Annotated in this window: 25 protein-coding genes; 21 read left to right on the forward strand and 4 right to left on the reverse strand. The window is 62.8% G+C overall.

What is annotated here, in order from left to right:
- Positions 1-50: 50 nt before the first annotated feature.
- The 3 genes from BLR35_RS04440 to BLR35_RS04450 all read left to right on the forward strand — a co-directional run bounded on the left by BLR35_RS04440 (position 51) and on the right by BLR35_RS04450 (position 4,940).
- Positions 51-542 (forward strand): universal stress protein, encoded by a 492-nt coding sequence (locus BLR35_RS04440; protein WP_090377933.1) that lies wholly within the window; start codon positions 51-53, stop codon positions 540-542.
- A gap of 119 nt (positions 543-661) precedes the next feature.
- Complete coding sequence (gene acs, locus BLR35_RS04445) at positions 662-2,641, forward strand: acetate--CoA ligase (RefSeq protein WP_090377936.1); 1,980 nt, start codon at positions 662-664, stop codon at positions 2,639-2,641.
- Between the two features lie 127 nt (positions 2,642-2,768).
- On the forward strand, positions 2,769-4,940 hold the full coding sequence (locus tag BLR35_RS04450) for a bacterio-opsin activator domain-containing protein (RefSeq protein ID WP_090377939.1): 2,172 nt from the start codon (positions 2,769-2,771) through the stop codon (positions 4,938-4,940).
- Between the two features lie 15 nt (positions 4,941-4,955).
- On the opposite strand, the gene BLR35_RS04455 is transcribed toward BLR35_RS04450, so the two are convergent.
- A complete protein-coding gene (locus BLR35_RS04455; protein ID WP_090377942.1) occupies positions 4,956-5,795 on the reverse strand; it encodes a DUF6498-containing protein in 840 nt (279 codons plus the stop codon).
- Positions 5,796-5,889: 94 nt separating this feature from the next.
- Entirely contained in the window at positions 5,890-6,738 is an 849-nt protein-coding gene (locus BLR35_RS04460; RefSeq protein ID WP_090377945.1) for a hypothetical protein, read from the reverse strand.
- 377 nt (positions 6,739-7,115) lie between these two features.
- Between BLR35_RS04460 and acs (BLR35_RS04465) the strand changes: the two genes are divergently transcribed.
- From acs (BLR35_RS04465) to BLR35_RS04485, 5 genes are all read left to right on the forward strand, one after another.
- Positions 7,116-9,089, forward strand: a complete 1,974-nt coding sequence (gene acs, locus BLR35_RS04465; protein ID WP_090377948.1) for an acetate--CoA ligase — start codon at positions 7,116-7,118, stop codon at positions 9,087-9,089.
- Between the two features lie 57 nt (positions 9,090-9,146).
- Positions 9,147-9,599 (forward strand): DUF4212 domain-containing protein, encoded by a 453-nt coding sequence (locus tag BLR35_RS04470; protein WP_090377951.1) that lies wholly within the window; start codon positions 9,147-9,149, stop codon positions 9,597-9,599.
- Positions 9,596-11,317, forward strand: a complete 1,722-nt coding sequence (locus tag BLR35_RS04475) for a VC_2705 family sodium/solute symporter (protein WP_090377954.1) — start codon at positions 9,596-9,598, stop codon at positions 11,315-11,317. The genes BLR35_RS04470 and BLR35_RS04475 overlap by 4 nt, the downstream gene beginning before the upstream one ends.
- Before the next feature lie 2 nt (positions 11,318-11,319).
- On the forward strand, positions 11,320-11,781 hold the full coding sequence (locus BLR35_RS04480) for a universal stress protein (RefSeq protein WP_090377956.1): 462 nt from the start codon (positions 11,320-11,322) through the stop codon (positions 11,779-11,781).
- 157 nt (positions 11,782-11,938) lie between these two features.
- On the forward strand, positions 11,939-12,166 hold the full coding sequence (locus BLR35_RS04485) for a DUF8119 family protein (RefSeq protein ID WP_090377962.1): 228 nt from the start codon (positions 11,939-11,941) through the stop codon (positions 12,164-12,166).
- 57 nt (positions 12,167-12,223) lie between these two features.
- Here BLR35_RS04485 and BLR35_RS04490 read toward each other — a convergent pair whose 3' ends face one another.
- A complete protein-coding gene (locus BLR35_RS04490; protein WP_090377965.1) occupies positions 12,224-12,439 on the reverse strand; it encodes a hypothetical protein in 216 nt (71 codons plus the stop codon).
- Positions 12,440-12,688: 249 nt separating this feature from the next.
- Here BLR35_RS04490 and BLR35_RS04495 point away from each other — a divergent pair, with 249 nt between their 5' ends.
- Positions 12,689-13,243 carry a tRNA (cytidine(56)-2'-O)-methyltransferase gene (locus BLR35_RS04495; RefSeq protein ID WP_090377969.1) on the forward strand — a complete coding sequence of 185 codons (555 nt, stop codon included), beginning with the start codon at positions 12,689-12,691 and terminating at the stop codon, positions 13,241-13,243.
- A gap of 60 nt (positions 13,244-13,303) precedes the next feature.
- On the opposite strand, the gene BLR35_RS04500 is transcribed toward BLR35_RS04495, so the two are convergent.
- Positions 13,304-14,002 (reverse strand): hypothetical protein, encoded by a 699-nt coding sequence (locus tag BLR35_RS04500; RefSeq protein ID WP_090377971.1) that lies wholly within the window; start codon positions 14,000-14,002, stop codon positions 13,304-13,306.
- A gap of 244 nt (positions 14,003-14,246) precedes the next feature.
- Between BLR35_RS04500 and BLR35_RS04505 the strand changes: the two genes are divergently transcribed.
- The 12 genes from BLR35_RS04505 to BLR35_RS04560 all read left to right on the forward strand — a co-directional run bounded on the left by BLR35_RS04505 (position 14,247) and on the right by BLR35_RS04560 (position 25,876).
- A complete protein-coding gene (locus BLR35_RS04505) occupies positions 14,247-14,501 on the forward strand; it encodes an amphi-Trp domain-containing protein (RefSeq protein WP_090377974.1) in 255 nt (84 codons plus the stop codon).
- 101 nt (positions 14,502-14,602) lie between these two features.
- On the forward strand, positions 14,603-15,127 hold the full coding sequence (tfe, locus tag BLR35_RS04510; RefSeq protein WP_090377977.1) for a transcription factor E: 525 nt from the start codon (positions 14,603-14,605) through the stop codon (positions 15,125-15,127).
- Positions 15,128-15,799: a DUF2110 family protein gene (locus BLR35_RS04515; RefSeq protein ID WP_090377980.1), complete on the forward strand. Its 672-nt coding sequence runs from the start codon at positions 15,128-15,130 to the stop codon at positions 15,797-15,799.
- A 1-nt stretch (position 15,800) separates the two neighbouring features.
- Complete coding sequence (locus BLR35_RS04520) at positions 15,801-16,574, forward strand: DUF5803 family protein (protein WP_090377983.1); 774 nt, start codon at positions 15,801-15,803, stop codon at positions 16,572-16,574.
- Between the two features lie 74 nt (positions 16,575-16,648).
- A complete protein-coding gene (locus BLR35_RS04525) occupies positions 16,649-17,413 on the forward strand; it encodes a chemotaxis protein CheW (protein ID WP_090377986.1) in 765 nt (254 codons plus the stop codon).
- A 122-nt stretch (positions 17,414-17,535) separates the two neighbouring features.
- Positions 17,536-17,898, forward strand: coding sequence for a chemotaxis protein CheY (gene cheY / locus BLR35_RS04530; protein WP_090377989.1), 363 nt, complete (start codon positions 17,536-17,538; stop codon positions 17,896-17,898).
- The gene (locus BLR35_RS04535; protein WP_090377993.1) at positions 17,895-19,037 is read left to right on the forward strand and encodes a chemotaxis protein CheB; all 1,143 of its coding nucleotides are present in this window, start codon (positions 17,895-17,897) and stop codon (positions 19,035-19,037) included. The genes cheY and BLR35_RS04535 overlap by 4 nt, the downstream gene beginning before the upstream one ends.
- Positions 19,030-22,656: a chemotaxis protein CheA gene (locus BLR35_RS04540; RefSeq protein ID WP_090377997.1), complete on the forward strand. Its 3,627-nt coding sequence runs from the start codon at positions 19,030-19,032 to the stop codon at positions 22,654-22,656. The genes BLR35_RS04535 and BLR35_RS04540 overlap by 8 nt, the downstream gene beginning before the upstream one ends.
- 28 nt (positions 22,657-22,684) lie before the next feature.
- Complete coding sequence (locus BLR35_RS04545) at positions 22,685-23,290, forward strand: chemotaxis protein CheC (RefSeq protein WP_090378000.1); 606 nt, start codon at positions 22,685-22,687, stop codon at positions 23,288-23,290.
- On the forward strand, positions 23,287-24,549 hold the full coding sequence (locus BLR35_RS04550; protein ID WP_090378003.1) for a chemotaxis protein CheC: 1,263 nt from the start codon (positions 23,287-23,289) through the stop codon (positions 24,547-24,549). Before BLR35_RS04545 ends, BLR35_RS04550 begins: the two co-directional genes overlap by 4 nt.
- Complete coding sequence (locus BLR35_RS04555; protein ID WP_090378006.1) at positions 24,546-25,067, forward strand: chemotaxis protein CheD; 522 nt, start codon at positions 24,546-24,548, stop codon at positions 25,065-25,067. The genes BLR35_RS04550 and BLR35_RS04555 overlap by 4 nt, the downstream gene beginning before the upstream one ends.
- Positions 25,064-25,876 carry a CheR family methyltransferase gene (locus tag BLR35_RS04560; RefSeq protein WP_090378008.1) on the forward strand — a complete coding sequence of 271 codons (813 nt, stop codon included), beginning with the start codon at positions 25,064-25,066 and terminating at the stop codon, positions 25,874-25,876. The genes BLR35_RS04555 and BLR35_RS04560 overlap by 4 nt, the downstream gene beginning before the upstream one ends.
- Positions 25,877-25,878 lie beyond the last annotated feature (2 nt).

Raw genomic sequence — 25,878 nt, forward strand, 5'->3', positions numbered from 1 at the left:
CTATCGCCGGAGGCCGAAGGTTTACTTTTGCCGTCGTCTCAATGAGGGATATGTCGTTGCTCGTTCCGTTCGACGGCTCACCGCTCGCGACGAAGGCTCTCGAGAAGGCCTCGACGTTCGGCGACCTCCTCGACGAAGAGGTCGTTGTTCTAACTGTCATTCCCGACGACTCGGAGTACGCCCGGGATCGAGGCTGGATTACGCGGGGTGAGCCGTTCGATCCGGAGGCGATCGCTTCGGGGATGGAGACGCGTGCCCGCGAGGTCGCACCGGAGGCGACGTTCCGCGTCGAAGAGGTCCAGTCCGACGAGCCGACCGCGACCGCGACGATGAACGTCGTCCGCGAGATTCGCCGCGTGGCCGCGAAGGTCGGAGCGAGCGTGGTGTTCATCGGCTCGGAGAACGCTGGCTCGGTGATCTCGCCACAGTCGAGCGTCGGTAGTCCAGTCGCGAACGACCAGCGCTACGACGTCTACGTCGTTCGCCAGCCCGATACCGGCGACAGCGACCCCGTCTCGGACGTCGATTCGACGATCGAGTGACTCGTTCCGGTTTTCGACTCGCGTTTCGATACCCGACAGTCGAGGAGTGACGAACCGCCGCCCACCGTCGCTTTCGGAGGAACGTTTATTCGGCTGACTGACCTCGGTTCGAACGATATATGGCCAACCGGAATGGGTGGGGGCGTGGCCGGTCCGTTCCCACCGGATCGCCCCAGGTCCCTCCCGACTCGTTCGTCGAGCAGGCAAACGTCGCAGACGAGGACGTCTACGCGACGTTCGACGAGGAGTGGCCGGCATGCTGGGAACGCGCTGCCGACCTGCTCTCCTGGGATCGACCGTACGACGCCGTCCTCGAGGACGACGATCCGCCCTTCTATCGCTGGTTTACGGGTGGGCGGCTGAACGCCGCGTACAACTGCGTCGATCGCCACCTCGAGGCGGGACGGAAGACCCACGCGGCGATCCGCTGGGAGGGGAAACACGGTGAGCGAGAGACCTACACCTATCGGGATCTCTACGTCGCGGTCAACGAGTTCGCGGCCGCGCTGCGGGATCTCGGCGTCGAGGAGGACGACGTCGTCACGATCTACCTGCCGATGATCCCCGAGTTGCCGATCGCGATGCTCGCGTGTGCCCGCATCGGCGCACCCCACAGCGTCGTCTTCGCCGGGCTTTCGTCGGACGCGCTCGCGACCCGGATGGACGCCGCCGACAGCGAGTACCTCGTCACCTGTGACGGCTACTACCGTCGCGGCGACGCGTTCAACCAGAAGGGGAAGGTGGACAATGCACGGCTCGCACTCGAGCACGAGGTCGAAACGGTGGTCGTCGATCGTCTCGGCGACGAACTCCCGCACGTACTCGGGGAACGGGAGTGGGATTACCACGACCTCCGCGAGGAGTTCGCAGGCGCGACGGTCGATCCGGTTTCGCGCGACGCGGAGGACATGCTGTTTCTGATGTACACGTCGGGGACGACGGGCGAACCCAAGGGCGTCGTCCACACGACCGGCGGTTATCTGGCACACGTCGCCTGGACGAGCCACGCCGTCCTGGACGTCGAACCCGAGGACACCTACTGGTGTTCGGCGGACATCGGCTGGATCACGGGCCACTCCTACATCGTCTACGGCCCGCTGGCGCTCGGGACGACGACCGTGATGTACGAGGGGACGCCGGACTACCCCGACCGGGATCGACTCTGGGAGATCGTCGACCGCAACGCAGTCGACGTCTTCTACACTGCGCCGACGGCAGTCCGGGCGTTCATGAAGTGGGGTGAGGAGTACCCAGAGCGCCACGACCTCTCGTCGCTTCGCTTGCTCGGCACGGTCGGTGAGCCGATCAGTCCCCGTCCCTGGAACTGGTACCGAGAGCACGTCGGCGACGGGGAGTGTCCGGTCGTCGACACCTGGTGGCAGACCGAGACGGGTGCGATACTGATCTCGACGCTGCCCGGCGTCGACGAGATGAAACCCGGTGCTGCGGGGCCGGGACTGCCGGGTATCGACGTTCAGGTGATCGACGAACGAGGCGAAGCGGTCGACCCTGGACAGATCGGCTACCTGACCGTCGGTCGGCCCTGGCCGGGGATGGCACGAACACTGTACGGCGGCGACGACCAGTACCGTGAGGAGTACTGGAAGCGATTCTCCGACCCCGACGCCGGGGAGTGGCGCTACTTCAGCGGCGACGCAGCGGCCATCGACGAGGATGGCTACGTCACCGTGCTGGGCCGGGTCGACGACGTGATCAACGTCTCCGGTCGCCGACTGAGTACGATGGAGATCGAGAGCGCGATCACCGACGTGGAAGGCGTCGCCGAGGCTGCCGTCGTCGGCCGCTCGAGTGGGACGACCGCGACGGAGATCTACGCCTACGTGAGCACCGAAGGTGGGTTCGGTCCCGGTGACGACGCCGTTCGCGAGACGATCGTGGACAACGTCGAGACGGCGATCGGCCCGATCGCGACGCCGGATACGGTAGTCTTCACGCCGGAACTGCCCAAAACTCGGTCGGGCAAGATTATGCGGCGACTGCTCGAGGACATCGCGAACGGCGACGACCTGGGCGATACGAGTGCGCTTCGGAACCCGGAGATCGTGGGGGAGATCCAGGCGGCGATCGGCGAGGACTGACTGGTTTCGCAGATTCTATAGTTTCGAAACGGATACTGGTCGTCAATGGTCGGCGAATTTTCTACTATTCGAATTCTCGCACCACCAGTCGATACAGTTATGTTCGTCTCTCCAGAAAGCGCGAAGTATGAGTCTGGAGAGGGAGGAGTGGGACGTCCTCTCCCGCCGGCAGTACGAGTCGCTGCTCGATGCCGCCGAAACCTACCGCGAGGCACTCGTCGTCCGGCTCTGTGGGGAGGTCGGGCTCCGGCCGGCTGAACTCGTCCGGTTGCGGATCGACGACGTCGATCAGGCCCGGATCGATCCGCCGCGATACCTCGTTCGCGTGCCGGCGACCGACGACCGGGAGGAGAGACGAACAGCCTACCTGCCGACCCACGTCGAGCGGGAGTTGCGGCGATACGCCCGGAGTAACGGGCTTTCGACCGAGGACCGGATCTTTTCGGTGACGCCGCGACGCCTCCAGATGCTCGTCTCGGACGTCGCCGACCGTGCGAGCGACCGCGTCGATGACCCCGCGCTCGCGGACGTCTCGACTGGCGACCTCAGACACTTCTTCGCGGCCCGGGCGCTCGTCGACCACGGCGTCAACCCACGGGTCGTCAAAGCGGTCGGCGGCTGGCGGAGTTTCGAAGCCCTCGAGCGGTATCTCCCCGAACCGACCGAGAGCGAGATCGTCGACGGCTTCGAGACCGTCGAGCGGCCGTCGGATCCGCGAGGCAGGGAGTCACGCTCGGGTTCCGACGCCGTCGGCGACGACAGCGTCGTTCGGTTACTGCTGGCCGCCAGCGACCAGTACGCCCTCGTCCGCCTCGACGAGGACGGCTACGTCGATCGCTGGAACCGCAGCGGTGCCGCCATGTTCGGCTATCGTGCCGGCGAGATCGTCGGCACGCACGTCTCGGCGTTTTACACCGACGACGCCGTCGAGGACGGCCGACCGGAACGGGTGCTCTCGAGCGCGCTCGAGGAGTCCGGCTACGAGACCGAAGGGTGGCGAGTTCAGTCGGACGGCTCGCAGTTTCGTGCGACGGAGGTGATCTCACCGCTCCGGGACGACCGGGGTCGCCACTGCGGGTTCGCCCTGTTCGTCCGCGATGTCTCCGCGTACTACGAAGAACTCGAGGAGCTACAGGACCGCCGGGCGGAACTCGGTCGCCGATACGCCCTGGCCAAACGGCATCGGGAGTTGACCCGCTCGCTGCTCGAGTCGAACGACCACGAGGAGGTCGAGATCGAGACCTGCGTTACCCTGGCCGACGGTGACGTCTACGAGTTCGCCTGGATCGATCGGACGACGATGGTCGATCGACGCGAGGAGTGGCGAGCGGCAAGCGGCGTCGACCCGGATGCGATCGACGAGGTCGTCCCCGACGGCTGGGATCCGGAGCCAGACGACGGGATCGACGTCGTCGACGTCACCGCAGAGGTCGACGACGAGCCGTTCGAGGGTGCTATCGCACGCGTCCCGCTCGCGTACGGAGAGACGACGTACGGAACCCTCGCCGTCGCGACCGACCGCTCGGTGGCGTTCGACAGGGACGAACGGGACTGGCTCACGACTATCGGTCGTCAAGTCGGGTACGCGATCACGGCCGTCCGCCGACGGAACCTCCTGCTGTCGGATCACGTCGTCGAATTCGAACTCGAGTGTACGGACGATCGGTCGTTTTTCGTCGACGTCTCGGACCGACTCGAGTGTCGGTTCGAACTCGACTCGGTCGTCCCCGTCTCGGAGTCGACGCAACTGTACTACTTCCGACTCGAGGGGGCGTCGCCGGCCGACGTCTTCGACCTCGCTGCGGTCGAGGAGGAGGTCACCGATTACCGGTTGATCGAGACCTACGAGGACGGCTGGCGTGTCGAGTTCGTCGTCGAGGGCTCCTCGACGATGCTGACGCTGTCGGAGTACGGCGTCACCGTCCGCACGGCGACCATCGAGGACGGGGTCGGGACGATCACGGCCGAGTGTGCGGCCGACGCCGACCTCCGGACGATCGTCAACGGTTTCCGGGCCACGTTCCCAGACTCGGAACTGGTCGGGAAACGCGAGAGCGACCGCACTGTCCGGACTGCCCGCGAGTTCAGGGAGGGACTCGAGGATCGGCTGACCGACCGCCAGATATCCTCGCTGCGGGCGGCGTACTTCGGCGGCTACTACGACTGGCCTCGCGAGAGTACGGCCGAAGAGGTAGCCGACGCGATGGGTATCTCCTCGCCGACGCTGCACAACCACCTCCGGAAAGGGCAACACGAACTGCTCCGGACGTTTTTCGACGAGCGAGCCGACGATAACTGAGGGTCCCAGTGTCCGTCACCCGTTTGCGTCGTCCGACTCCGGCAGTGGCGATGGGCGAAACCACGACGTGAGCCCGGCTTTCTCGGTCCATTCCGCACGGAGCCGCATCCGCTCGAGTGCGAGTTTCACCGCGAGAAACGACGCGGCGAGAACGACGACGGCGCCCTGCTGTGCAACCGTCTCGGAAACGATGCTCGTCACCACGAACTCCCCCACTGCGAGAACCAGTACGAGATAGAAGAGGAACGCGAACAGACAGGTGACGTACAGCAGAACGAATCGGATCGTGCTTTCGAGCACCATGTATGCGGATTGGTCTCTGTACTTTCCGGTCCGGAAATACGCTCGATGGATCGTTATAGCGTGCGCTCCGATGATGACGGCTCCCGTTACAACCCCTTCCAGTGTAGCAAAGACTCCGAACGCACCGAGAAATGCGAACGCGTCGCCAGCAACTCTGCGGCCGAGTTCGATATCACCGAAGAACGCCTGTGCGCCGACCGCGAACAGAACGAACAACAGGAACAGTGCTGTCGGAATAATCACGGCCAGATTTCGGGTGTATACCGGCGGGAGCGAGCGAGAGAGGTTGCGTGGCTCGTCACTCCAGTAGTCCAGTCCAACCGTCCCAGGAAGGAGAGATTTCTCCTCGAGTTCGGTGTGACTCCACCGCTGTGCAAACAGCGCGCAGACGCTGTACACGAGAACTAACGACACGACGTCCAGCCAGTACAGCAAGCCCACGAGTATCGGCTCCCAGTCGAACAGTACGAACCCGACCAGCGGAAAGAGGTTGACACCGACGATTATCGTCAGCGCAATCCGATATTCTGGATCGACTGATGATCCGGCCATAACCTTTCGAACGTTTGTCTCGACGTGTACTTGAATTGTGCGTCACCTACTTATATCGACCGTGGAGTTCCTTTCAGTCCAAGTTCGTGACCGGTCACGGGACCTCGAAACCAACCGATCCGACCGAGGTACAGACACCACACGAGACCGCTGGACACGGATCGGCACAGATCTCCGGAGAGGCCGACAGTTCCACGCTGCTCAGTCCGTCGTTGACTGCGATGTTGCCACAGAGTTCTACTTCCAACCCTGGAAGTTGTCCAACGTCGGCACCGACCGGGCCGACACAGTAGCCTGCGTCTTCGTCGGGACCGAGGGAAACGCCGAAACTCACAAGACTTACCGTCCCCGAGGCTGTTCCGACACTCGTTTCGACTTCGAGGAATACGTCGGCGGTGAGCGTGATATCGAGGGTAACTCCCGAACCACCCTCGATCAATAATCCGGCACCGACACCGGCACTGACCGTCTGGCCGAGGAGAGTCCCCGAACCGATATGCTCTTCTAGGTAAAAGAAATCGCTGATTTGTGAACGGGCCGTCCCTTCCAGTGCAACAGGCGCATCACGTTGTTGCCACTCCTCACGCGTTTCGACTGCGAAATGTTTTCCAGACGGCGGTTTGGCGTTTCGGTACTTTCCAGAGTAAATCTCCACGTCGTCGGGAGTCGTCGAGTGGGGAAGGATCTCTTCACGAAGCGTCTCGTCATCGACCCGTGGTTCGATTTTCCCCTCGGTAAACTGCTCGAACTGCTCCGGGTTCGCAACCAGATGCGCTGACTCTGCAAGCGACTGCTTGAGTTTGCGCGCTATCTCCTCGTCGGTCAACTCCTCCTTGTCCGACCCGGATCGAGCCGCTGCGAAACCGGAGGTGACGACGAGCGAACTGGCTCCTGCCGTAGCTGCGAGGGCTGTTCTCCGACTGACTTTCTTTTTATCGGACATCAATACTATTGGTATATGGTCGCACTAATAAAAATTTCTACTAGATATAATTTCCGGTGATCATAAAGCCGAGTAGAGTAGAGAAACAAGTCTACCGGTCGAAAATAACGATACCGGTTAAATCGAACGGGCAGAAGCAACAGGTCGCGAATCCGACACAACAGGTTCGCTGTGATGATGTGCCTATGAAGCTGACTGATTATTCAGCAGGTGGCTCGAATCCCATGTGAGTATCTTGACTGACCTCTTGGGATCGATCCGTTCTCAATCTCCGTCCTGAGGCCGTAATACACCTACAGCGCCCCCATCTACCGCACTGATTTTGCACAACTAGAGCGCCCCTTTAATATCATGGTTAGTCATTGACTGTGTGTATCATGTCACAGGAGGATGCGGAACTCGAGGCACGACTCGAGGAGCAAGATACGTTCGAGCCTCCCGAGTCGTTCGTCGAGCAGGCCAACGTATCGGATCCGGGGATCTACGAGGAGTTCGAGGAGAACTGGCCGGAGTGTTGGGAACGCGCTGCGGAGTTTCTCGACTGGGAGGAGTCCTACGACGAGGTCTTGGACGAGTCGGACGCACCGACCTATCGCTGGTTTACGGACGGGAAGCTAAACGCCTCCCAGAACTGTCTCGACAGACACGTCGAGGACGGCGCGAAGAACCGCGCCGCGATCAAGTGGGAAGGCGAACTGGGTGAAACACGGACGTACACGTACGGGGACCTCCTGAACGAGGTCAACGAGTTCGCGGCCGCGCTGCGGGATCTCGGCGTCGAGGAGGACGACGTCGTCACGATGTACATGCCGATGGTCCCGGAGCTACCGATCGCGATGCTCGCGTGTGCTCGCATCGGCGCACCGCACAGCGTCGTCTTCGCCGGCTTCTCCGCAGACGCACTCGCGACCCGGATGAACGACGCCGACAGCGAGTACCTGATTACCTGTGACGGATACTACCGGCGCGGTGACGCACTCGACCACATCTCGAAGTCGAACGAGGGCCTCGAGGACGTCGACCACGAGACGGAGACGGTCGTCGTCGATCGACTCGGCGACGCACTCGAGCACTCGCTGACCGACGACCAGCACGATTACGGTGAACTGGTCGAGGAACACGCTGGCGAGACGGTCGAGCCGGTTACCCGGGACGCCGAGGACATGCTGTTCCTGATGTACACGTCGGGAACGACGGGCAAGCCCAAAGGCGTCAAGCACACGACGGGTGGCTACCTGGCGTACGCCGCCTGGACGAGCCACTCGGTGCTCGACCTGGAACCCGAGGACACCTACTGGTGTTCGGCGGACATCGGCTGGATTACCGGCCACTCCTACATCCTGTACGGGCCGCTGGCGCTTGGCACCACGACGGTGATGTACGAGGGGACGCCGGATTATCCGGACAAAGACCGGTTCTGGGAGATCATCGAGAAGAACCGCGTCGACGTCTTCTACACCGCGCCGACGGCGATCCGGGCGTTCATGAAGTGGGGCAAGGAGTACCCCGAACGCCACGATCTCTCGTCGCTTCGCCTGCTGGGGACCGTCGGGGAACCGATCAACCCGCGGGCCTGGAAGTGGTACTACGACCACATCGGTGGCGAGGAGTGCCCGATCGTCGACACCTGGTGGCAGACCGAGACCGGCGGCCACATGATTACGACGCTGCCCGGCGTCGGCGAGATGAAACCCGGCTCCGCCGGGCCGGGGCTACCCGGTATCGACGCCAAGATCGTCGACGCCGCCGGCGACGAGATCAGTGCCGGTGAAGCAGGGTATCTCACTGTCCAGAAGCCGTGGCCGGGGATGCTTCGAACCCTCTACCGGAACGACGAGCGGTTCGTCTCCGAGTACTGGGAGGAGTACTCCGACCCCGACGCCGACGAGTGGGTCTACTTCCCCGAGGACGGTGCGAAGATCGACGAAGACGGCTACATCACCGTACTGGGCCGGGTCGACGACGTGATCAACGTCTCCGGCCACCGCCTCGGCACGATGGAGATCGAGTCGGCCGCGGTCGGCGTCGAAGGAGTCGCAGAGGCCGCCGTCGTCGGCGGTGACCACGAGGTCAAAGGCGAAGCGGTGTACGTCTACGCCATCCCCGAAGACGGCTACGAGGGCGGCGACGACCTCGAAGATGCGGTCGTCGACTCGATCGTCGACTCGATCGGGCCGATCGCCAAACCCGAGGACGTGATCTTCACGCACGAACTGCCCAAGACCCGCTCGGGCAAGATCATGCGCCGACTGCTCGAGGACATCGCGAGCGGGAACGAGCTGGGTAACACGTCGACGCTTCGTAATCCCGGGGTCGTCGACGACATCGCAGACCAGGTCCAAACGGACTGAGACGTCCTTTTCTTTCAGAAAGGACGCAGATACTGACGAAATACGATACATCGAACCATGCAAGATAAAAACAATCACGATACGGCGGGCGATTCCCACGAACTGGCGACCGACGGTGGGATGAGTGACGTCAAACGAGAACAGCAAATCGACTACATGGACGTCGAGATCAACCTCCTGAAGCCAGCGACCCCGTTCATGCGGGACCACCTGCGAGTAATCTGGCTCGGCTTCGCCGTCTGGGTTCTGACGACGTTCGCACCGATCACGTTGACGCGTCTTGCGCCCGATGTGATGACGACCCAGATGCCGGTGATCGGCTTCCCGCTTCACTACTTCCTGATAGCGATCGTTGGCCCGTCGGCGGCACTGATCCTCTCGGTGTGGTACGCGAAAAAGCGCGACCAGATCGACGAGAAGTACGGGATCGAGCAGCCGACTGCTGCGACAGAGACGACCGAGACGGTTCCGGACGATGCGGCAGCAACTGATGGAGGTACCGACGAATGATCGATACTACCCCGATGTTCGTCGATCTGGTTGCACAGATCGATACAGTCCCCCTACAGGCAAGCGAGGAGTTACTCCCGGAGGGACTTGACATCTCGTTCAAACCACTCCCGTCGATCATCGTCGTCGCGATGATGCTGTCGTTCCTCGCGGCTGGCGTCCTCTACAAGGTCGCCGACACCGACGACATGTGGGTCGCCGGTCGGTCGATTGGAAACATCGAGAACGGGATGGCGATCGGTGCGAACTGGATGTCCGCCGCGTCGTACCTCGGAATGGCAGCCCTGATCGCGCTTTCGGGCGTGTACGGGCTGGCCTTCGTCGTCGGCTGGACGACCGGATACTTCATCCTGCTGATCTTCATGGCCGCACAGATGCGCCGGTTCGGGAAGTACACGGCACCGGACTTCGTCGGTGACCGCTTCAACTCCGACACCGCCCGCGCAATTGCGGCGATCACGACGTTCCTGATCGGGTTCGTCTACGCGCTCGGTCAGGCTCGCGGGATGGGACTGGTCGGGATGTACATCCTCGGTGACTGGTCGGCGATCACTGGCGGCGTGCTGAGCGCCTACCAGACGATGATGGTGCTATTCATGGTCGTTACCGTCGCGTACCTGACTCTCTCGGGAATGCTCGGTGCGACCAAGAACATGGTCCTGCAGTACGTCATCCTCATCGGTGCGTTCCTGCTGGGCCTGCTGGCCACCGGCTGGACGGCTGGCTTCTCGACGGTGCTTCCCCAGATCGAGTACGGGATGCTGATCGACCAGCTCGGTGCGGAGTTCTCCGATCCGTTCGCTGGCGGTAGTTACTATCTGTGGATCGCGACGTGTTTCAGCCTGGTTTTCGGTACGTGTGGGCTCCCACACGTGCTGGTCAGGTTCTACACAGTGCAAAACGAACGAGTTGCCCGCTGGTCGTGCACTTGGGGGCTGTTCTTCATCGCGCTGCTGTACCTGAGCGCGCCCGCGTTCGCTGCGTTCGGGACGGCGCTATACGGTCAGGAGATCGGTGCCGTCTACGGCGACCCCGGCATGACTGGGGCTGCAGGTGACGTGATCGTCGTGCTCGCAGCACAACTGGCTGGCTTGCCGACGTGGTTCGTCGGTATCGTCGCGGCGGGCGGTATCGCCGCTGCGGTCGCGACGACGGCCGGCCTGTTCATCGCCGCATCGTCGGCGATCTCCCACGACATCTACGCAAACATCATCAACGAAGACGCGACCCAGCGCCAGCAGGTGCTGGTCGGTCGCTTAAGCATCGTCGCGATCGGTGCGCTCTCGACGCTGTTCGCTCTGGACCCGACGGCACCCATCGCCGCGCTGGTGTCGTTCGCGTTCTCGCTGGCCGCGATCGTGCTGTTCCCGATGTTCTTCCTCGGACTCTGGTGGGAGAACACGAACCGCCAGGGCGCACTTGCCGGGATGACGAGCGGATTGATTATCTGGCTCATTCCGATGTTCAACGAGGGACACTTCGGTTCCGGCTGGGGAATCGAGTGGCTCGCAACCTGGATGCCGGCTATCGGTTCGGGACTCGTGGGCGTGCCCATCGTCTTCGCTATCACCATCATCGTCTCGCTGGTCACCGACGAACCACCGCTCGAGACGAAACAGATGGTTCGGCAGTGTCACAGCCCCGATCCGATGCCGAGTGACAAGACTGCGGCGGACGTCGTCGCCGAAAAGAACGGAAACGCACCTGCAGACGACTAACCATGTACAACCGAATACTCGTTCCGACGGATGGGAGCAAAGTCGCACAGACGGCGGTCGATAACGCAATAGACCTCGCCGAGAAGTACGGTGCCGAAGTCCATGCACTGTACGTCGCCGACACCGATGCCATAGCCTTCGGCTTGGGCACCGAACAGGTCGACCGGATCGATCAGGGCGACTTCGCGAGCATGACTGAGTTGCGTGAAGACGCCGAGAACGCCACGGGCTACGTCGTCGAACAAGCGGAGAAAAATGGGCTGACCGCGGTCGAACACCACGCGGGTGGGAAACCCCACGAGAAGATCGCCGGCTACGCCGAAAACAATGGCATCGACCTCATCGTGATCGGCAGTCACGGTCGGTCGGGCGTTCGACGGGCGCTACTCGGGAGCGTCACCGAGCGCGTGCTCCGCTCGACGCATGTCCCTGTCCTGGTCGTCGACTACGAGGGCGACCACTGAGGGGGCAGGCGTCGACTGATGGGGCGAACCCTGTCGTGCGGTCGATTCGACCCATCAGATCAGGCTCGGACCGCCACTAGCGCAAGACTAACGTATACCGAATTCTTTTTTCGTGGCATGACATACAGGCGTCGATACGTCGACAAGAGGGTCCACTATGAGTATCGCTGACCGGTTTCGCGAACACGTCAAAGAACACAGACAGGGAATGCTCTACGACCTGATGTTCGCCGTCGCCTGGGTCGGTCTCGTCAGTCTACTCTTCGATTTCGTCTTCGTCGGAGCGCCGAGGTGGGTCTTCTACATGTTCATGCTCGCCGGCATTCCCGCCTACTTCGGGTTCTTCTTCTCGCTCGAGCTGGCGAAACAGGAGAACGCAGGATAAGACCTGGTCGACGGGCCCACGAAGCGGAGGCGACGTCTGCGGTTCGTCGGTAAAAACTCAGCTCTCCTCGTTCGCGGCGATCGCCCGCTGTCTGAGCCGAAACGCGAGGAGGCTAGCGCCACCGAAGATGATCGGCAGCGCCATATCGCTAGCCGAACCGGACAGAGCCGGCAGTACTGTCATTCCGGCCATCACAGCGAACAGCAGTGCCAGGAGTCCGGTTATCGGAACGACGAACCCGTCCGGAAATGGTGATGCCTTCTCGTTACTCATGAGGCTGGGTTCGTGGTATGTGAACTAATATCTGCGCATACTCGAGCCGGTCGCTCTCGACACGTCAGCGACTTCGTCCGATAGTACCAACTGAAACGGCTCACACTCGATCGTACGACGGTTGTACGATCGGGTGTGTGCTGACTCTCGGCGGCTACTACACCCTCGAACGATTGTCCGCGTCGGCGGCTGCTGAATCTGCAGTCGTCGAATCCGAATTCACATATGCCCGACAGGGATAGATCCCGTATGAACGAGACATCGGACGTCGTCGTCCTTCGGCTCGGCCACCGTCCCGGCCGCGACGACCGCATGACGACTCACGTCGGCCTGACGGCGCGTGCCCTCGGCGCCGACCGCGTGATCTTTCCCGACAACGCCGGCGGCTCTCTCGAGACGGTCGAGGACATCACCGACCGGTTCGGCGGCCCCTTCGAGGCCGAACTGACGGACTCGCCGAAGGCGATCATCCGGAACTGGGAGGGACGGATCGTCCACCTCACGATGTACGGCGAACGAGTTCAGGACGTCGAAGACGACGTTCGAGGCGCCCACCGTGGAGGAGAACCCCTCCTGCTCGTCGTCGGGTCCGAGAAGGTATCCTTCGACGTCTACGAGGAGGCAGACTGGAACGTCGGCGTCACCAACCAGCCACACTCGGAGGTCGCCGGCCTCGCCGTCTTCCTCGACAGGCTGTTCGAGGGCGAGGAACTCGAGGGCGAGTGGGAGGACGCCGACCGTCGCGTGATTCCGATGGAAACGGGGAAACGAGTCGAACCTGCCGACGACGCCGACGACCAGTAGTCACTCGAGGGCGGGGAGGCCGCTCGCCCGGTGACTGCGGTCGGGACGAATGGGCTCGAGTCAATTTCGTCGGGCCGGCCGAAGGACGCGAATCGGCCGCAGAAGGCGTCGTCCGATCGTCCAGACGAGGCCCGTAACGCCCATTTTGCGCTCGTCGAGGACGTACCCGGTCCCGACGCGGTCGATCGGTCCGGAGTCGCCGTGCATCTCGAGGAGGCGGTCGAACTCCTCCGGGGAGAGACTTGCCCGTGTCCGAATTTCGTCTTCGCTCAGTGGCCGATCGGCGATCCGAAGCGTCTCGATCAGTCGACGATTGCGTTCGCCCAGTTCGGTGAGTTCGGAACGCGAAAGGTCGTCCGTGTCGTCGGTTTCGGGTTGTCCAGTGACGTCACGATCCACGCCAGTGTCGTCGGTTCGATCGTCCCGCAGGAAGCGATCGAGTCCCTCGAGACAGAGCCACACGGCGAGCGCGAGCATGAACCAGCCGAGCCAGCCGATGCCGTCCTGGAGGTGACCGATTCCACCCCAGCCGACGATCACTCCCAGTGAGATCACGAGGAGGCCGAAGTCGACCTCGTATCGCTCCACGACGTACCCGAAAATCGGGGCGAGGACCACGACGGCGACGATCGTTCCTACGACGTCTCTTGCGGATAGCTCGAGGCCGAAAAAGGAGAGGATGACGGCGACCACGACGGCGACGACGATGTTCCCGAGATCGATCCGATCCCGAACTCGGCCGACGGCGGCGCGGATCATTTGTCTGCCGTACTACTATTCCGAAGGTAAACGTACCGATCGCTTGTGTCGTAGGCCACCTATCGGACCGACTCGTCGAGCACGAACTGGGGCCGTGTTTCACCCGTCGGCCCTCGAGTGATCGGGAACGACTGATTCCGACTCGCGGTAGTACTCTCCAGGCCGAAACTGCTCGATGCCGATCGTCGCCGTGCCTGACAGTTCCCAGCCAACCTATTTCCGTCCGTCCGTGGCAATCGGCCGTATGAGCGAAAAGACGAAACACAAGGACGAAGTCCCGCGCGAAGAGGCCGCCGACCTGCTACAGGAACTCGCTCGCGAGGTTCGCAGCGAAGGCACTGCAGACGTCCGTGTCGGGAACAAGACGTTGACGCTGACGCCGGGACGGACGGTCGATTACACGATCAAGGTCGAGGAACGGTCGCCGATGCTCGGCGGCGATCACGAGGAAGTCACCGTCTCGCTCGAGTGGGAAGTCGAAGAGGCCGAGACGGACTGACGAGGGAGTCGCTTTCCGGCCCGTATCCACGTCGTTCTCTCCCGGGCTGGTGTCGCGCTCCCTCAAAAGACTTAATGGCCAGATGGCGTTACGCATAGGTAATGGCTTTTGAGGACCTGCTCGAGGATCCGGTCGTCCAGAAGTACTTGCACGAGCTGGTCGGTCCCAAGGGGATGCCCGTCGCCGCGGCACCGCCGGACGGGGAAGTGACCGACGAGGAACTGGCCGAGGAGCTCGATCTCGAGTTGAACGACGTGCGACGCGCGCTGTTTATTCTCTACGAGAACGACCTCGCCAGCTACCGTCGGCTGCGCGACGAGGACTCGGGCTGGCTCACCTACCTCTGGACGTTCGAGTACGAGAACATCCCGGAGAACTTAGAAGAGGAGATGTACCGGCTCTACGACGCCCTCGAACAGCGCGAGGAGTACGAACGCAACCACGAGTTCTACCTCTGTGAGATCTGTTCGATCCGCTTCGAGTTCGGCGAGGCGATGGACTTCGGCTTCGAGTGTCCCGAGTGTGGGTCGCCACTCGAGTCGATGGACAACGACCGACTCATCGGATCGATGCACGACCGCCTCGAATCGCTCGAGGATGAACTCAACATCGACGCGGACGCCTAAATGGTCGTACTCGCAACCAAACTCTACGTCGAGGGTGACGCCCGCGAGCGGTCGCTGGATTCGCTGCGCTCGCTCGTCGACAACGAGATCGGCGATCTGGCCGTCGAGTACGAACTCGGCGTTCGACACGATGACTTCCCCTCGGTGACGATCGAGGGCGACGACGCCACCGTCGCGCGCAACGTCCTCCGCGAGGAGTTCGGCGAGATCGTCCCCGACCTCGAGGACGGCGAGACCTACGTCGGCACCCTGGAGTCGTGGGACGAGGACGGCATCGTGCTCGACGCCGGCCAGCCGGTCCGGATTCCGACCGACGAACTCGGGCTCGGTCCGGGAGCGCCGAGCCAACTGCGCGAGCGATACGGACTGGTCCAGCACATGCCGCTGCAGTTCGTCTACGCCGCCGACGGCGACTCCCGGCTCGCGGACGAGGAACGCGACCGGCTCTACGACTGGACGCGCGGCGACGGCCGGCTCAACGTCAACAGCGCGACGCGAGCCGAGGTCCGCGCGACGCTGAACCGCGCCGGCCACGCCCAAGATTACGTCACGGTCGAACGACTCGGACTGCTCGAGCAGAGCGTCGTCTGTACCGAGGACACCGACCCGCCGGGGCTGCTGGCGAGCGTCGGCGAATACCTCCCCGCAGAACTGCGCTGTGTCGTCCCGTAATATGAACAGACGCCTCGTTCTCGCCTCGATCGCGGTCGTCTTGCTGATCGGGTTAGCGGGCTGTACGACGCTCTTCGGCGGTATCTCGGACGAAGAACTCGATCGTGAGGCCGACTACAGCGACCTGCAGGAAAGCGATGCCGACGTCGCCATCGAGATCGAAAACGGCGGCCTGATCTCGAGCGGCGAGTTCCGTGCCGTCTACGATCTCAACGAAACCGAGGAGCTGTCGCTGTACCGGTCGTCGTTCTACCGCGACGAGCCACTCGACGTCCACAGCGTCAGGTACTGGCATCCGAACGGAACCGAGATGACGGGCTCGGAACTCGAGGTCGACCAGAGCCGCTCGAGTACCGAGATTCGGGTCCCGGACGGGAACGGAACGCTCGCGTTTTCGGGCGGTGCAGGCACCCGGACGTTCCAGCTTCCAGCCTACGTCTCCGGTTCCTACGACGTGACGCTCCCCGAGGGATACCGCACGTCGAACTTCCTGTTCGGCGACGTCAATCCGGGCGGCTACGACCGAGAGATCGTCGACGACCAGGAGCGATTGACCTGGGGCGAGGTCGATAGCACGATCTCGCTCCGGTACTATCTCACCCGCGATATCACGCTGTTTACCGGGTTGATCGTGGTCGTCCTGGTACTCGGCGGAGCCGGGATCGCCTACTACTACTATCAGGTCCAGCGGTTACAGGAGCAACGCGAAGAGCTGGGGTTAGACGTCGAGATGGAGGACGATTCCGACGACGGGCCGCCACCGGGACTCAGGTAGGCGAAGCGACGCCCGCGATCCTATTTTCACTCACTAACGTTTTTATCGTTGGGCTCGGATAGTCGTACGAAACCATGGCGGAGCTCCCCGACAAACTGCTCGGAATCGACATCGACGAGGACCGCGACCGAAAGGGACGGGACTCGAGCGACTCCGATCCCGAAGACGAGGAAGACCACGTGCGAGCCGTCACGTTCCGGGTCGGCGACCACCGTCTCGCCGTGCCGGTCGATGCCGTCCGAACGACGACGGAACTTCACGACGAACTGACGGACGTTCCGCGCACGCCGGCAGCGATCGATGGGGTCGTCGACCTCCGTGGCGAGATCACGGCGGTGATCGACCCCGCCGTTCACTTCCCGCCGGCGACCGTCGACGACGACAGCCGGCGACTCCTCGTTTTCGATCACCCAGACGACCAGCAGGCAGCGGCGATCCGGGTGGACGAAGTTCTCCAGGTCGAGTCCGTCCCGGAATCACAGGTTTACGACGAGGAGAGCGTCGAAGCAAGCGAGTTTTCTGGGGACGTCCTCGAGCATCCGCTCGTCGACGCGCTGCTCGAACGGGAGCGCCGGCCGGAGTCGCGGGGAACCGATCCGGTAGGCGGGCTGGAGACGTCCGAGGGGCGACCGGACGAGTCGGTCAGGTCGATCGAATCGGCGGATAACGAGGCCGACTTCGCCGCTGAGCCGGTTGACACAGCAGGTCATGCCGAGAGTGTTTCGGGAGTCGACGACGCGGTCGACTCTCGGATCGTCGTCGAGGGGATCCCGCTGATCGACGTCGACAACCTCCTGCTGGCGTCGGGGACGAGGGCCAGTCCAGCACCCGTGAGATAGTATTCGCTCGGGAGAGTCTCTTGCCAGCGTTTTCGACATCTATTCGTCGCTTATCACGTCTGATAATCGGGAGACAGCATTTATGGTAATCGTATATCTACAGAAATTTGGTGTACAACTGAATGTCGACAGGGGTGCTCATCGTGGACGACTCACATTTTATGCGGAATCTACTGCGCCAGATTCTGGAGGAGGATTACCGCATCGTCGGTGAGGCGTCCAACGGTGCCGAAGCCGTCAAACTGTACAAAGAACACGATCCCGACATCGTCATGATGGACATCGTGATGCCCAAATGCAACGGCATCAAGGCCACTGCAGCCATCAAGAAGATCGACCCCGGCGCGCAGGTCATCATGTGTACGAGCGTCGGCCAGCGGGAGAAGATGAAACTGGCCGTCAAGGCCGGCGCGGACGGCTACGTGACGAAACCGTTCGAGGAACCGAGCGTCAGAAAGGCGTTAACGGACGTCGCCACTGTATGACGCGCACACTCGTTGTCGACGGCTCGGAGTCCACGCGGACAGTCCTCGGCAACGCGCTCGCCGACGTCGGCTACGAGGTCGAACTCGCGGCGAGCGGACGAGACGCCCTCGAGCGAATCGATACGATCGACCCCGACGTCGTGACGCTAGACGCGACGCTTCCCGATGTCGATGTCGCCGAAGCGATCGAACGGATCATGACGACCAACCCGACGCCAGTTCTCTTGCTCTGTCGCGATACCGAGAACGCTACCACGACCGACGCGGACGCGATCCTCGAGGGAGTTGCACGCGACGTCGTCACCTCCCTCGAGAAGCCGAACGGATCAATGCCGGACGACGCGTTCGTGGCCGACGTCGTCGAGACTGTGGCCGACCTCGCGACGGTCGACGTCCCCTCGCTCGCGCTTGCACAGACGACTGCGACGGCGCGTGCGACGCAGTCGACTGCGACGGGCACCCCTTCTGACGACCGCAACACCGGATCGATCCCGGTCCAGGGTCCGACCCTCCGCGAACCGACCGTCGTCGTCGGGGCTTCGACCGGTGGTCCGAAGATCGCCGAACGGCTGCTCGAGCGACTGCCGATCGATCTCGAGGCGACGGTACTCGTCGTCCAGCACATGCCTGCGACGTTTACCGGGCGGTTCGCGGAGCGCCTCGACGCAGGAAGCGAGTACGCGGTCCGTGAGGCCAGCGGTGCCGAACGGGTTCGTCCCGGCGAGGCCGTCGTCGCACCCGGCGACGCCGACCTCGAGGTCGTGAGTCACGACGACGACGGCGTGTCCGTTCGACTCGAGAAGGGCGACTGTCCCCGTAACGTTCGCCCGTCGATCGACGTCACGATGGAGAGTGCGGCCCAACAGGTGACGGGGCCGCTCTGTGGTGTCGTCCTGTCCGGAATGGGCTGTGACGGTGCCGCGGGAATCGAGGCCATCGCCGACGCCGGCGGCCATACGATCGCCCAGGACGAAGCGACGAGTCCCGTCTTCGGTATCCCCTGTCAGGCGATCGAGACCGGCTGTGTCGACGAGGTCGTCCCTGGCGACGCGCTCGCGGGCGCTATCGTCGACGCCGTCACCGTCGAACCGCCACACGACCAGACAGCCGTAACCATGGACGGTGAGACCGATGACTGACCACTGGGCCGACTTCGTCCGGGAGAGCGAGGACCGAATCACGGAACTGAACAACGCTTTGCTGACTCTCGAGCGCCATCCCGACGACGAGGAGGCGATCACGGACGTCTTCCGGATCGCCCACACGCTCAAGGGCAACTGTAGCGCGGCCGGCCTCGAGCCCGCGAGCGAACTCGCCCACGCGATCGAAGACGTCCTCGACGCGGTCCGTGGCGGCGACGTCGACGTCTCGCTTGCCCTGATGGACGACGTCTTCGAGGCCGTCGACGACCTCGAGCGAATGATCGACGATCTCGATCGATACGGCGAAATCGAGACGAATTCCACGGAGACGATCGCCACGCTCCGTGACCACCTCGAGGGACCGGTCGCGATCGAACGGCCGTCGGACGCGGAGATAGATGCGGTCCTCGCCGGCGTCGAGGCGCCGACCGACGACGATCACGAGATTTACTTCGTCCGCATTTCGACGACGGAGATCGAGGAACACGTCGACGACGGCCGCCTGGTCGTCGAGGCGCTGATCGACGCGTTCGAGTTGCTCGGCACCGCCCCCTCCCGGCAGGCGATCGAGAACGGCGACTACGACGGTCGGTTCGACGCCGTCTTCGCCAGCCCGGTCGGACAGTCGGCGATCGTCTCCGGACTCGAGCCGGTCGACGAGGTCCACGACTTCGAACTCGTCGCCGTCACAGATCGGTTCGAGGCGATTGCGTCGAGTTCCGAAGCGGCCGCCGGCGACGAGGAGATCACGGACCTCGAGCCGGGAACGGCTCCCGGCGACGGGATCGATACCGATCAGGCACGGGAACTCGAGGTCGACGACCTGCTAGACGAGTTCGACGAGTTCGACGACTTAGACGAGATGGCCGAGGATGTCGAAGGCGACGACGACCTCGAGGCGTTCGAGGAGATGGGCGACGCCGGTTCGTTCGACGATCTGTTGGCCGACGTCGACGACGAAAGCGAAACCGAGTCCGAGGAGCCAGTCGACGGCTCGAGCGACCGAGATTCGTCGACAGCGGTCGACGCGGACGCCCACCCAGCCGACGAAGACGGGAACGTCGACGACGCCAGCGAGGTTTTCGCGGAACTCCAGGAGGAAGTCGAGATGGTCGGCTTCGACGAACTGCAGGACGAACTCGAGGAACTCGAGTTCGACGAGTTCGACGACGAAGACGAGGTCGGGATGGACGAACTCCTCGGCGAAGACGCTGCCGACGATTCGTTCCTCGAGGCCGAGGAACCCGAACGCGAAGACGATGCTGAAGCGGTGGACGAAGCCGTGGACGCCGACGCGGACCGCGAACAGGACCCCGACGAGGACGCCCTCGAGTCGGAGATCAGCGACGAAGAGCAGGAAACGGAAGTCGACGACGAAGAGCAGGAAACAGAGGTCGACGAAGAGTGGTTAGATCTCCTTCCAGAGGCCGAAGTGGACGATGAAGCTGTGAGTCCCGAGCACGAAGACGGGGCGAGCGAGGAGGCTGTCGAACCGGAGTCGGAACCGACACCTGTCGAATCGGAGGCGAACGCGGAGACCGACCCCCTCGAGCCGGAATCGGAGCCCGAAACTACGGCAGAGTCGAGCGACGCGGACGTGCCCGGACTCGAGGCAGACGACGCCGCCGACGCAGACACGGCTACGAACGAGACGGTCGACTCCGGGGACGGAGACGCGACGACGGATACTCCAGCACCTGCAACGGCCGACCGCAAAGCCGACTTCCGAGACGAATTCGACCCCGAAGCCGACGACCTGACTCCAGAAGAGTTGGTCGCCGATCTGGAACAGGATCCGACGTCCGAGGACTTCGGCGACGAGCGTCCGGAAGCTACATTCGAGTCCGACCTCGAGACGGACGTCGGATTCGACGACGACCGCGCGGCGTTCGACGACGAGTTCGACGACGTCTCGCTCGAGGACAGGCAGTTCGGTGACGTCTCGCTCGAGGAGGACGGATTCGACGGCAGCCCGACCGATAGCGACGAATTCGGGTCGTTCGATACCGACCTCGACCAGGAAGTCGCTGCCGCGTTCGACGGCGAATCGGAACTGGATACCGACGACGGGTTCGACGATGAACCCGAGATCGCGGAAGGCAACGAGCCGTCCACAACCGCCGAGGGCGCTGAACCGGGAACTGACGACGATGGCGAAACGGGCGGGTTCCACTTCGAATCGAACCTGCAGGAAGTCCCGTCCGACTCGAGCACTGCGAACACCGGAGATGTCGACACGGTCGACGAACCGGACCGCATCGACGAAACCGAGGTCATCGACGAGATAGACCTCGAGTTCGAGAGCGACGATCCGTTCGACTCGAGTCCCCTGGCCGACGACCCGGCGAGCGAGACGGTCGACGCCGGTGAAAAATCGGCAGCGATCGAACCGGAACGAGTCGTCGACGAACCGACCCTCGAGATTCCGGATCTGACGCTTCCGGAGTCGACCGACCGCTCTCGAGACGACGACCAGACGGAGGAGATACAGTCCGTCCGGGTCGACGTCGATCGGATCGACGAACTCCGGACGCTCGTCGAGGGGCTGGTGACGACGCGGGTCCGGCTTCGAAACGCCGCCGAGACCGGCGAGGACCTCTCGGAACTCGACCCGGAACTCGACGACTTATCGGAGCTAACCACCGCCCTCCAGGAGACGGTGATGGACGTCCGACTCGTCCCCCTCGAAACCGTCGTGGATCGACTGCCGCGAGTCGTTCGCGACGTCGCTCGCGACCAGGAGAAAGACGTCTCCCTCGAGATCAGCGGCGAAGACGTCGAACTCGACCGGAGTATCCTCGAGCGAATCCGCGACCCGCTGGTTCACCTGGTCCGGAACGCAGTCGATCACGGGATCGAGCCACCCGAGAAACGAGAGGATGCCGGTAAACCCCGCGAGGGGACCGTCGAAGTAACCGCGACGCGGTCCCGCGACCGGGTGACGATCACGGTCTCGGACGATGGGGCCGGCATCGATCCCGAGACGCTGCGGGCCGAGGCGGTCGAGGACGGTATCCTCGAGGAATCGGAGGCCGCCGAAATGGACGCCGAGACGGTATACGAACTCGCGTTCCATCCGGGATTCTCGACGGCCCGTGAGGTGACGGACGTCAGCGGACGGGGCGTCGGTATGGACGTCGTCAAGCGGACGGTCGAGAACCTCGACGGAAGCATCCGGGTCGACAGCGATCCCGGCGACGGGACGACCGTCACGATGACGCTCCCGGTCTCGATCGCGATCGAGGACGTCCTGTTCGTCGAGTGTGGCGACCGGGAGTTTGGCCTGCCGACGAAGGTCGTCCAGGACATCGAATCGCCCCACGCGATCGAGACGGTCGACGACCGCCCGGTCGTCGTCGCCGGCGACGACGAGTATCCCGTTCGCTGGCTCGACGAGGAGTTCGATGCCGTCGAGTCGACCGAAAGCGAGCGGATGCTCGTCCGGATTCGGGACGACGTCCGGCAGGTCGCGCTCGGCTGTGACCGCGTCCGGGGACAGCAGGAAGTCGTCGTCAAACCCTACGAAGGGTTCATGGGCGGGGTTCCAGGCCTCAGCGGTGCCACGGTCCGTGGCCGCGGAACCGTCGTCAACATACTCGACGTGACGACGCTCTGACGACCAGAACTGATAGATCCTACAATACATGACGATGAAAGTCGACATCCGAAAGCTGAGTTTCGTAAACGAAATGGCGAAAGTCGGGACGAACGGCGTCGCCGACAACATGAGCAAACTGACCGGGCAGGACGCCCGGATGGAGGTGACCAAGACGAACTTCATCGACGTCGCCGACCTCGAGCGACAGCTAGACGCCGAGAAACGCGTCGGCGTCCGCGTCCGACTGCAGGATCCGCCACACGGTCACATCCTCATCCTGTTCCCCGAGGAGAGCGCGAAGAAGATTACGGCGATCATGCTCGACGACGTCGTCGACGACCTCTCGGACGTCTCCGGCAAGATGGCCAGAAGCGCTGTCGAGGAGATGGGGACAATGATGGCAAACGGCTTCATCGACGGCTGGGCGGACGTCCTCGGCCGCGTCATCGACATCGCCGCACCACAGCTGGTTTATGCGCCCGCCGGCGAGGTCGTCACCCGGACGGCCAGTCTCGACGGCGAGGACCTCGCGTTGTTTTTCGACTCGGACCTGACGGTCCCGAGTTACCAGATCGAAGCCGAAATTTACGCGTTCCCCGACATCGAGGCGTTCGTCGAACTGGTCAACGCCATCGACGTCCAGACGACATGAAACTCGACGTCAACGCACTCGGCACGTTCTACCGGATGGCGAGAGAGGGTGCCGGCCTCGCCGCGGGGCGGTTGACACACATGACGGACGTCGAGACCCAGGTCGGCGTAACCAAACTCAACTTCATGCGCGGGGGCGAAATCGCCCGGGAGTTCGACGACTCGACCACGAAGGTCGGCGTTCGGGTCGAACTCGACGGTGCGATCGAGGGACACTCGGTCATCGTCTTCGATCGCGAAGACGCACTCCGGATCGTCGAAACGATCGTCTCCGAGTCCGACGGGGAGGAGTTCGACGAGATGACCCGCAGCGCCACGACCGAGGTCGGCCTCATCATGAACAGCGGCTTCGTCGACGGCTGGGCGGACGTCTTAGAGAGCGTCATCGACGTCTCGACCCCCGAGTTCGTGACCGGTGACTCCGCCGATCGCTTTTTCGAGGACATCGACGAGGCACCCGATCCCGACCACGAGGACGACCTCGCACTCCTCTTCCAGAGCCGGATCGAGGCCGTCGACACCGAAGTGAGCTTCAGCCACTATCTCTTTCCGACTCACGACTCGATGTCGACGCTGTTAGATCGACTCCGAACGAGCGACGGCATCCCCTACGACAAACTCGAGGGGTTCGATCGGATGGCCGAACAGGGCGCCGAGGAAATCGCAAACACCGCGACGACGCTGACGGGAATCGAGACGAGCGTCGAGATCCGTCGATTGAACTTCGTCTCGCTCGAGACGATCCCGCAGTCGGTTCCCGACGAACGGCTCGTCGGCGTCGCCTTCGAGTTCGACGGCGTCCCGAGTGGCTACCTCATCTTCCTGTTCGACGAACGATCGGCACGCGAAATCGTCGACGCGATGGTTCCGATGACGACCGACTCCCGGACCGACGACGACGCCGAAACGTTCGACGAAATGGAGACGAGCGCGATCACGGAACTCGGGAACATCATGGCGAGTGGCTTTCTGGACGGCTGGGCGAACGTCCTCGATACGACGATCGACCACTCGACGCCGGAGTTCATCCACGACATCGGCGCTGCAACGGTCGATCCCATCGTCGTCCAGCTCGGCTCCAGACAGGAGTTCGCGTTCGTGTTCGATACCGTGATTACAGCGGACGGCCGGGACTTTGATTGTGAAGTGTACGCGATTCCCAACGAGGACGACCTCGAGCGCGCCCTGAACGACCTCGACGTCGACCGCATCGAGGATGCACCGACGACGGCAAAATTCCAGGAAGTCGATAACACATGAAAACGTACGGAACAGAACCGGGTATTCCATCACCAGTTCGAGTCGGTATCTCCGAGTTTGCGGTCACGGAGGGGGACGATACGCTCAAGTCCTACGGCCTCGGCTCGTGTCTCGCGATCGCGCTCTACGACCCCGAGACGGAAATCGGCGGGCTCGCACACGCGATGTTACCCGACGGAGACGCCGACGAAAACAGCGATCGCAAGCCCGGAAAGTACGCGGACACCGCGATCCGTACGCTCCTTCGGCGGATGGTCGAAAATGGTGCCAGTTATACGTCCGTCGAAGCAAAGATCGCTGGTGGGAGTGACATGTTCGAGTTCGATAGTTTCGGTGACGGGGTCGGACAGCGAAACGTCGCCGCGGCGAAAGACGAACTCGAGAAACTCGGCGTTCCCCTCGTTGCCGAGGACGTCGGCGGCGAGACGGGCAGGACCGTCGAGTTCACTCCCAGGTCGGGGACGCTCGTCGTCAAATCGGCCGGCGAAAGTGAGGAGAACGAAACAAGAGAACTATGACTGACGATTCTTTCGAGGAACTACTTTCATTCGTCGAAACCGAACTGCAGTTTGCAACGAGTCACTACAACGACAGCTATCTCGACCGCCGCGTCTCCTCGCGGATGCGTCGAACCGGTAGCGACAGCTACGAGGAGTATCTGTCCGTCCTCCGGGACGATCCGGACGAACAGGAGGCGTTGCTCGAGGCGATGAGCATCAACGTCACCGGCTTCTTCCGGAACCCCGACGTCTGGGCGGGGATCGCTGGCGTCCTGGAGACGCTGTCGGACGAGAACCGCAACGTCAACGTCTGGAGCGCAGCGTGTGCGGACGGACGCGAACCGTACTCGCTTTCGATGCTCGCACACGACGTCGACGGGATCGACGAATCCCGCGTCGACGTTCTGGGGACCGACATCAGCGAACCAGCCCTCGAGACGGCTCGCGACGGCGTCTACGAGGAATCACGTACGGTCGACATGGACGACCAGCTTTCCTTTCTCGACGACTACACGCGGTACGTCGATCGGGACGACCGCACTTACCGGATCGAAGACGACATTCAGGATCTCGTCAGTTTCGAGCGCCACGACCTGATCAACGACGATCCGAAATCCGGGTTCGATCTCGTCGTCTGCCGGAACCTCTTTATCTACATCGACAACGAGTACAAGCGATCCATGCTCGAGGTGATCGCCGAGTCGTTGCGTCCTAACGGCTACCTCGTCATCGGGAAGGCGGAGACGATTCCGCCCACCCTCAAGTCCGCGTTTTCGGTACACGACGCACGGCTCCGAATCTACCAGCGCGACGATGGAAGTCGCTGACC

Source organism: Natronobacterium texcoconense (assembly GCF_900104065.1).
Classification (GTDB): domain Archaea; phylum Halobacteriota; class Halobacteria; order Halobacteriales; family Natrialbaceae; genus Natronobacterium; species Natronobacterium texcoconense.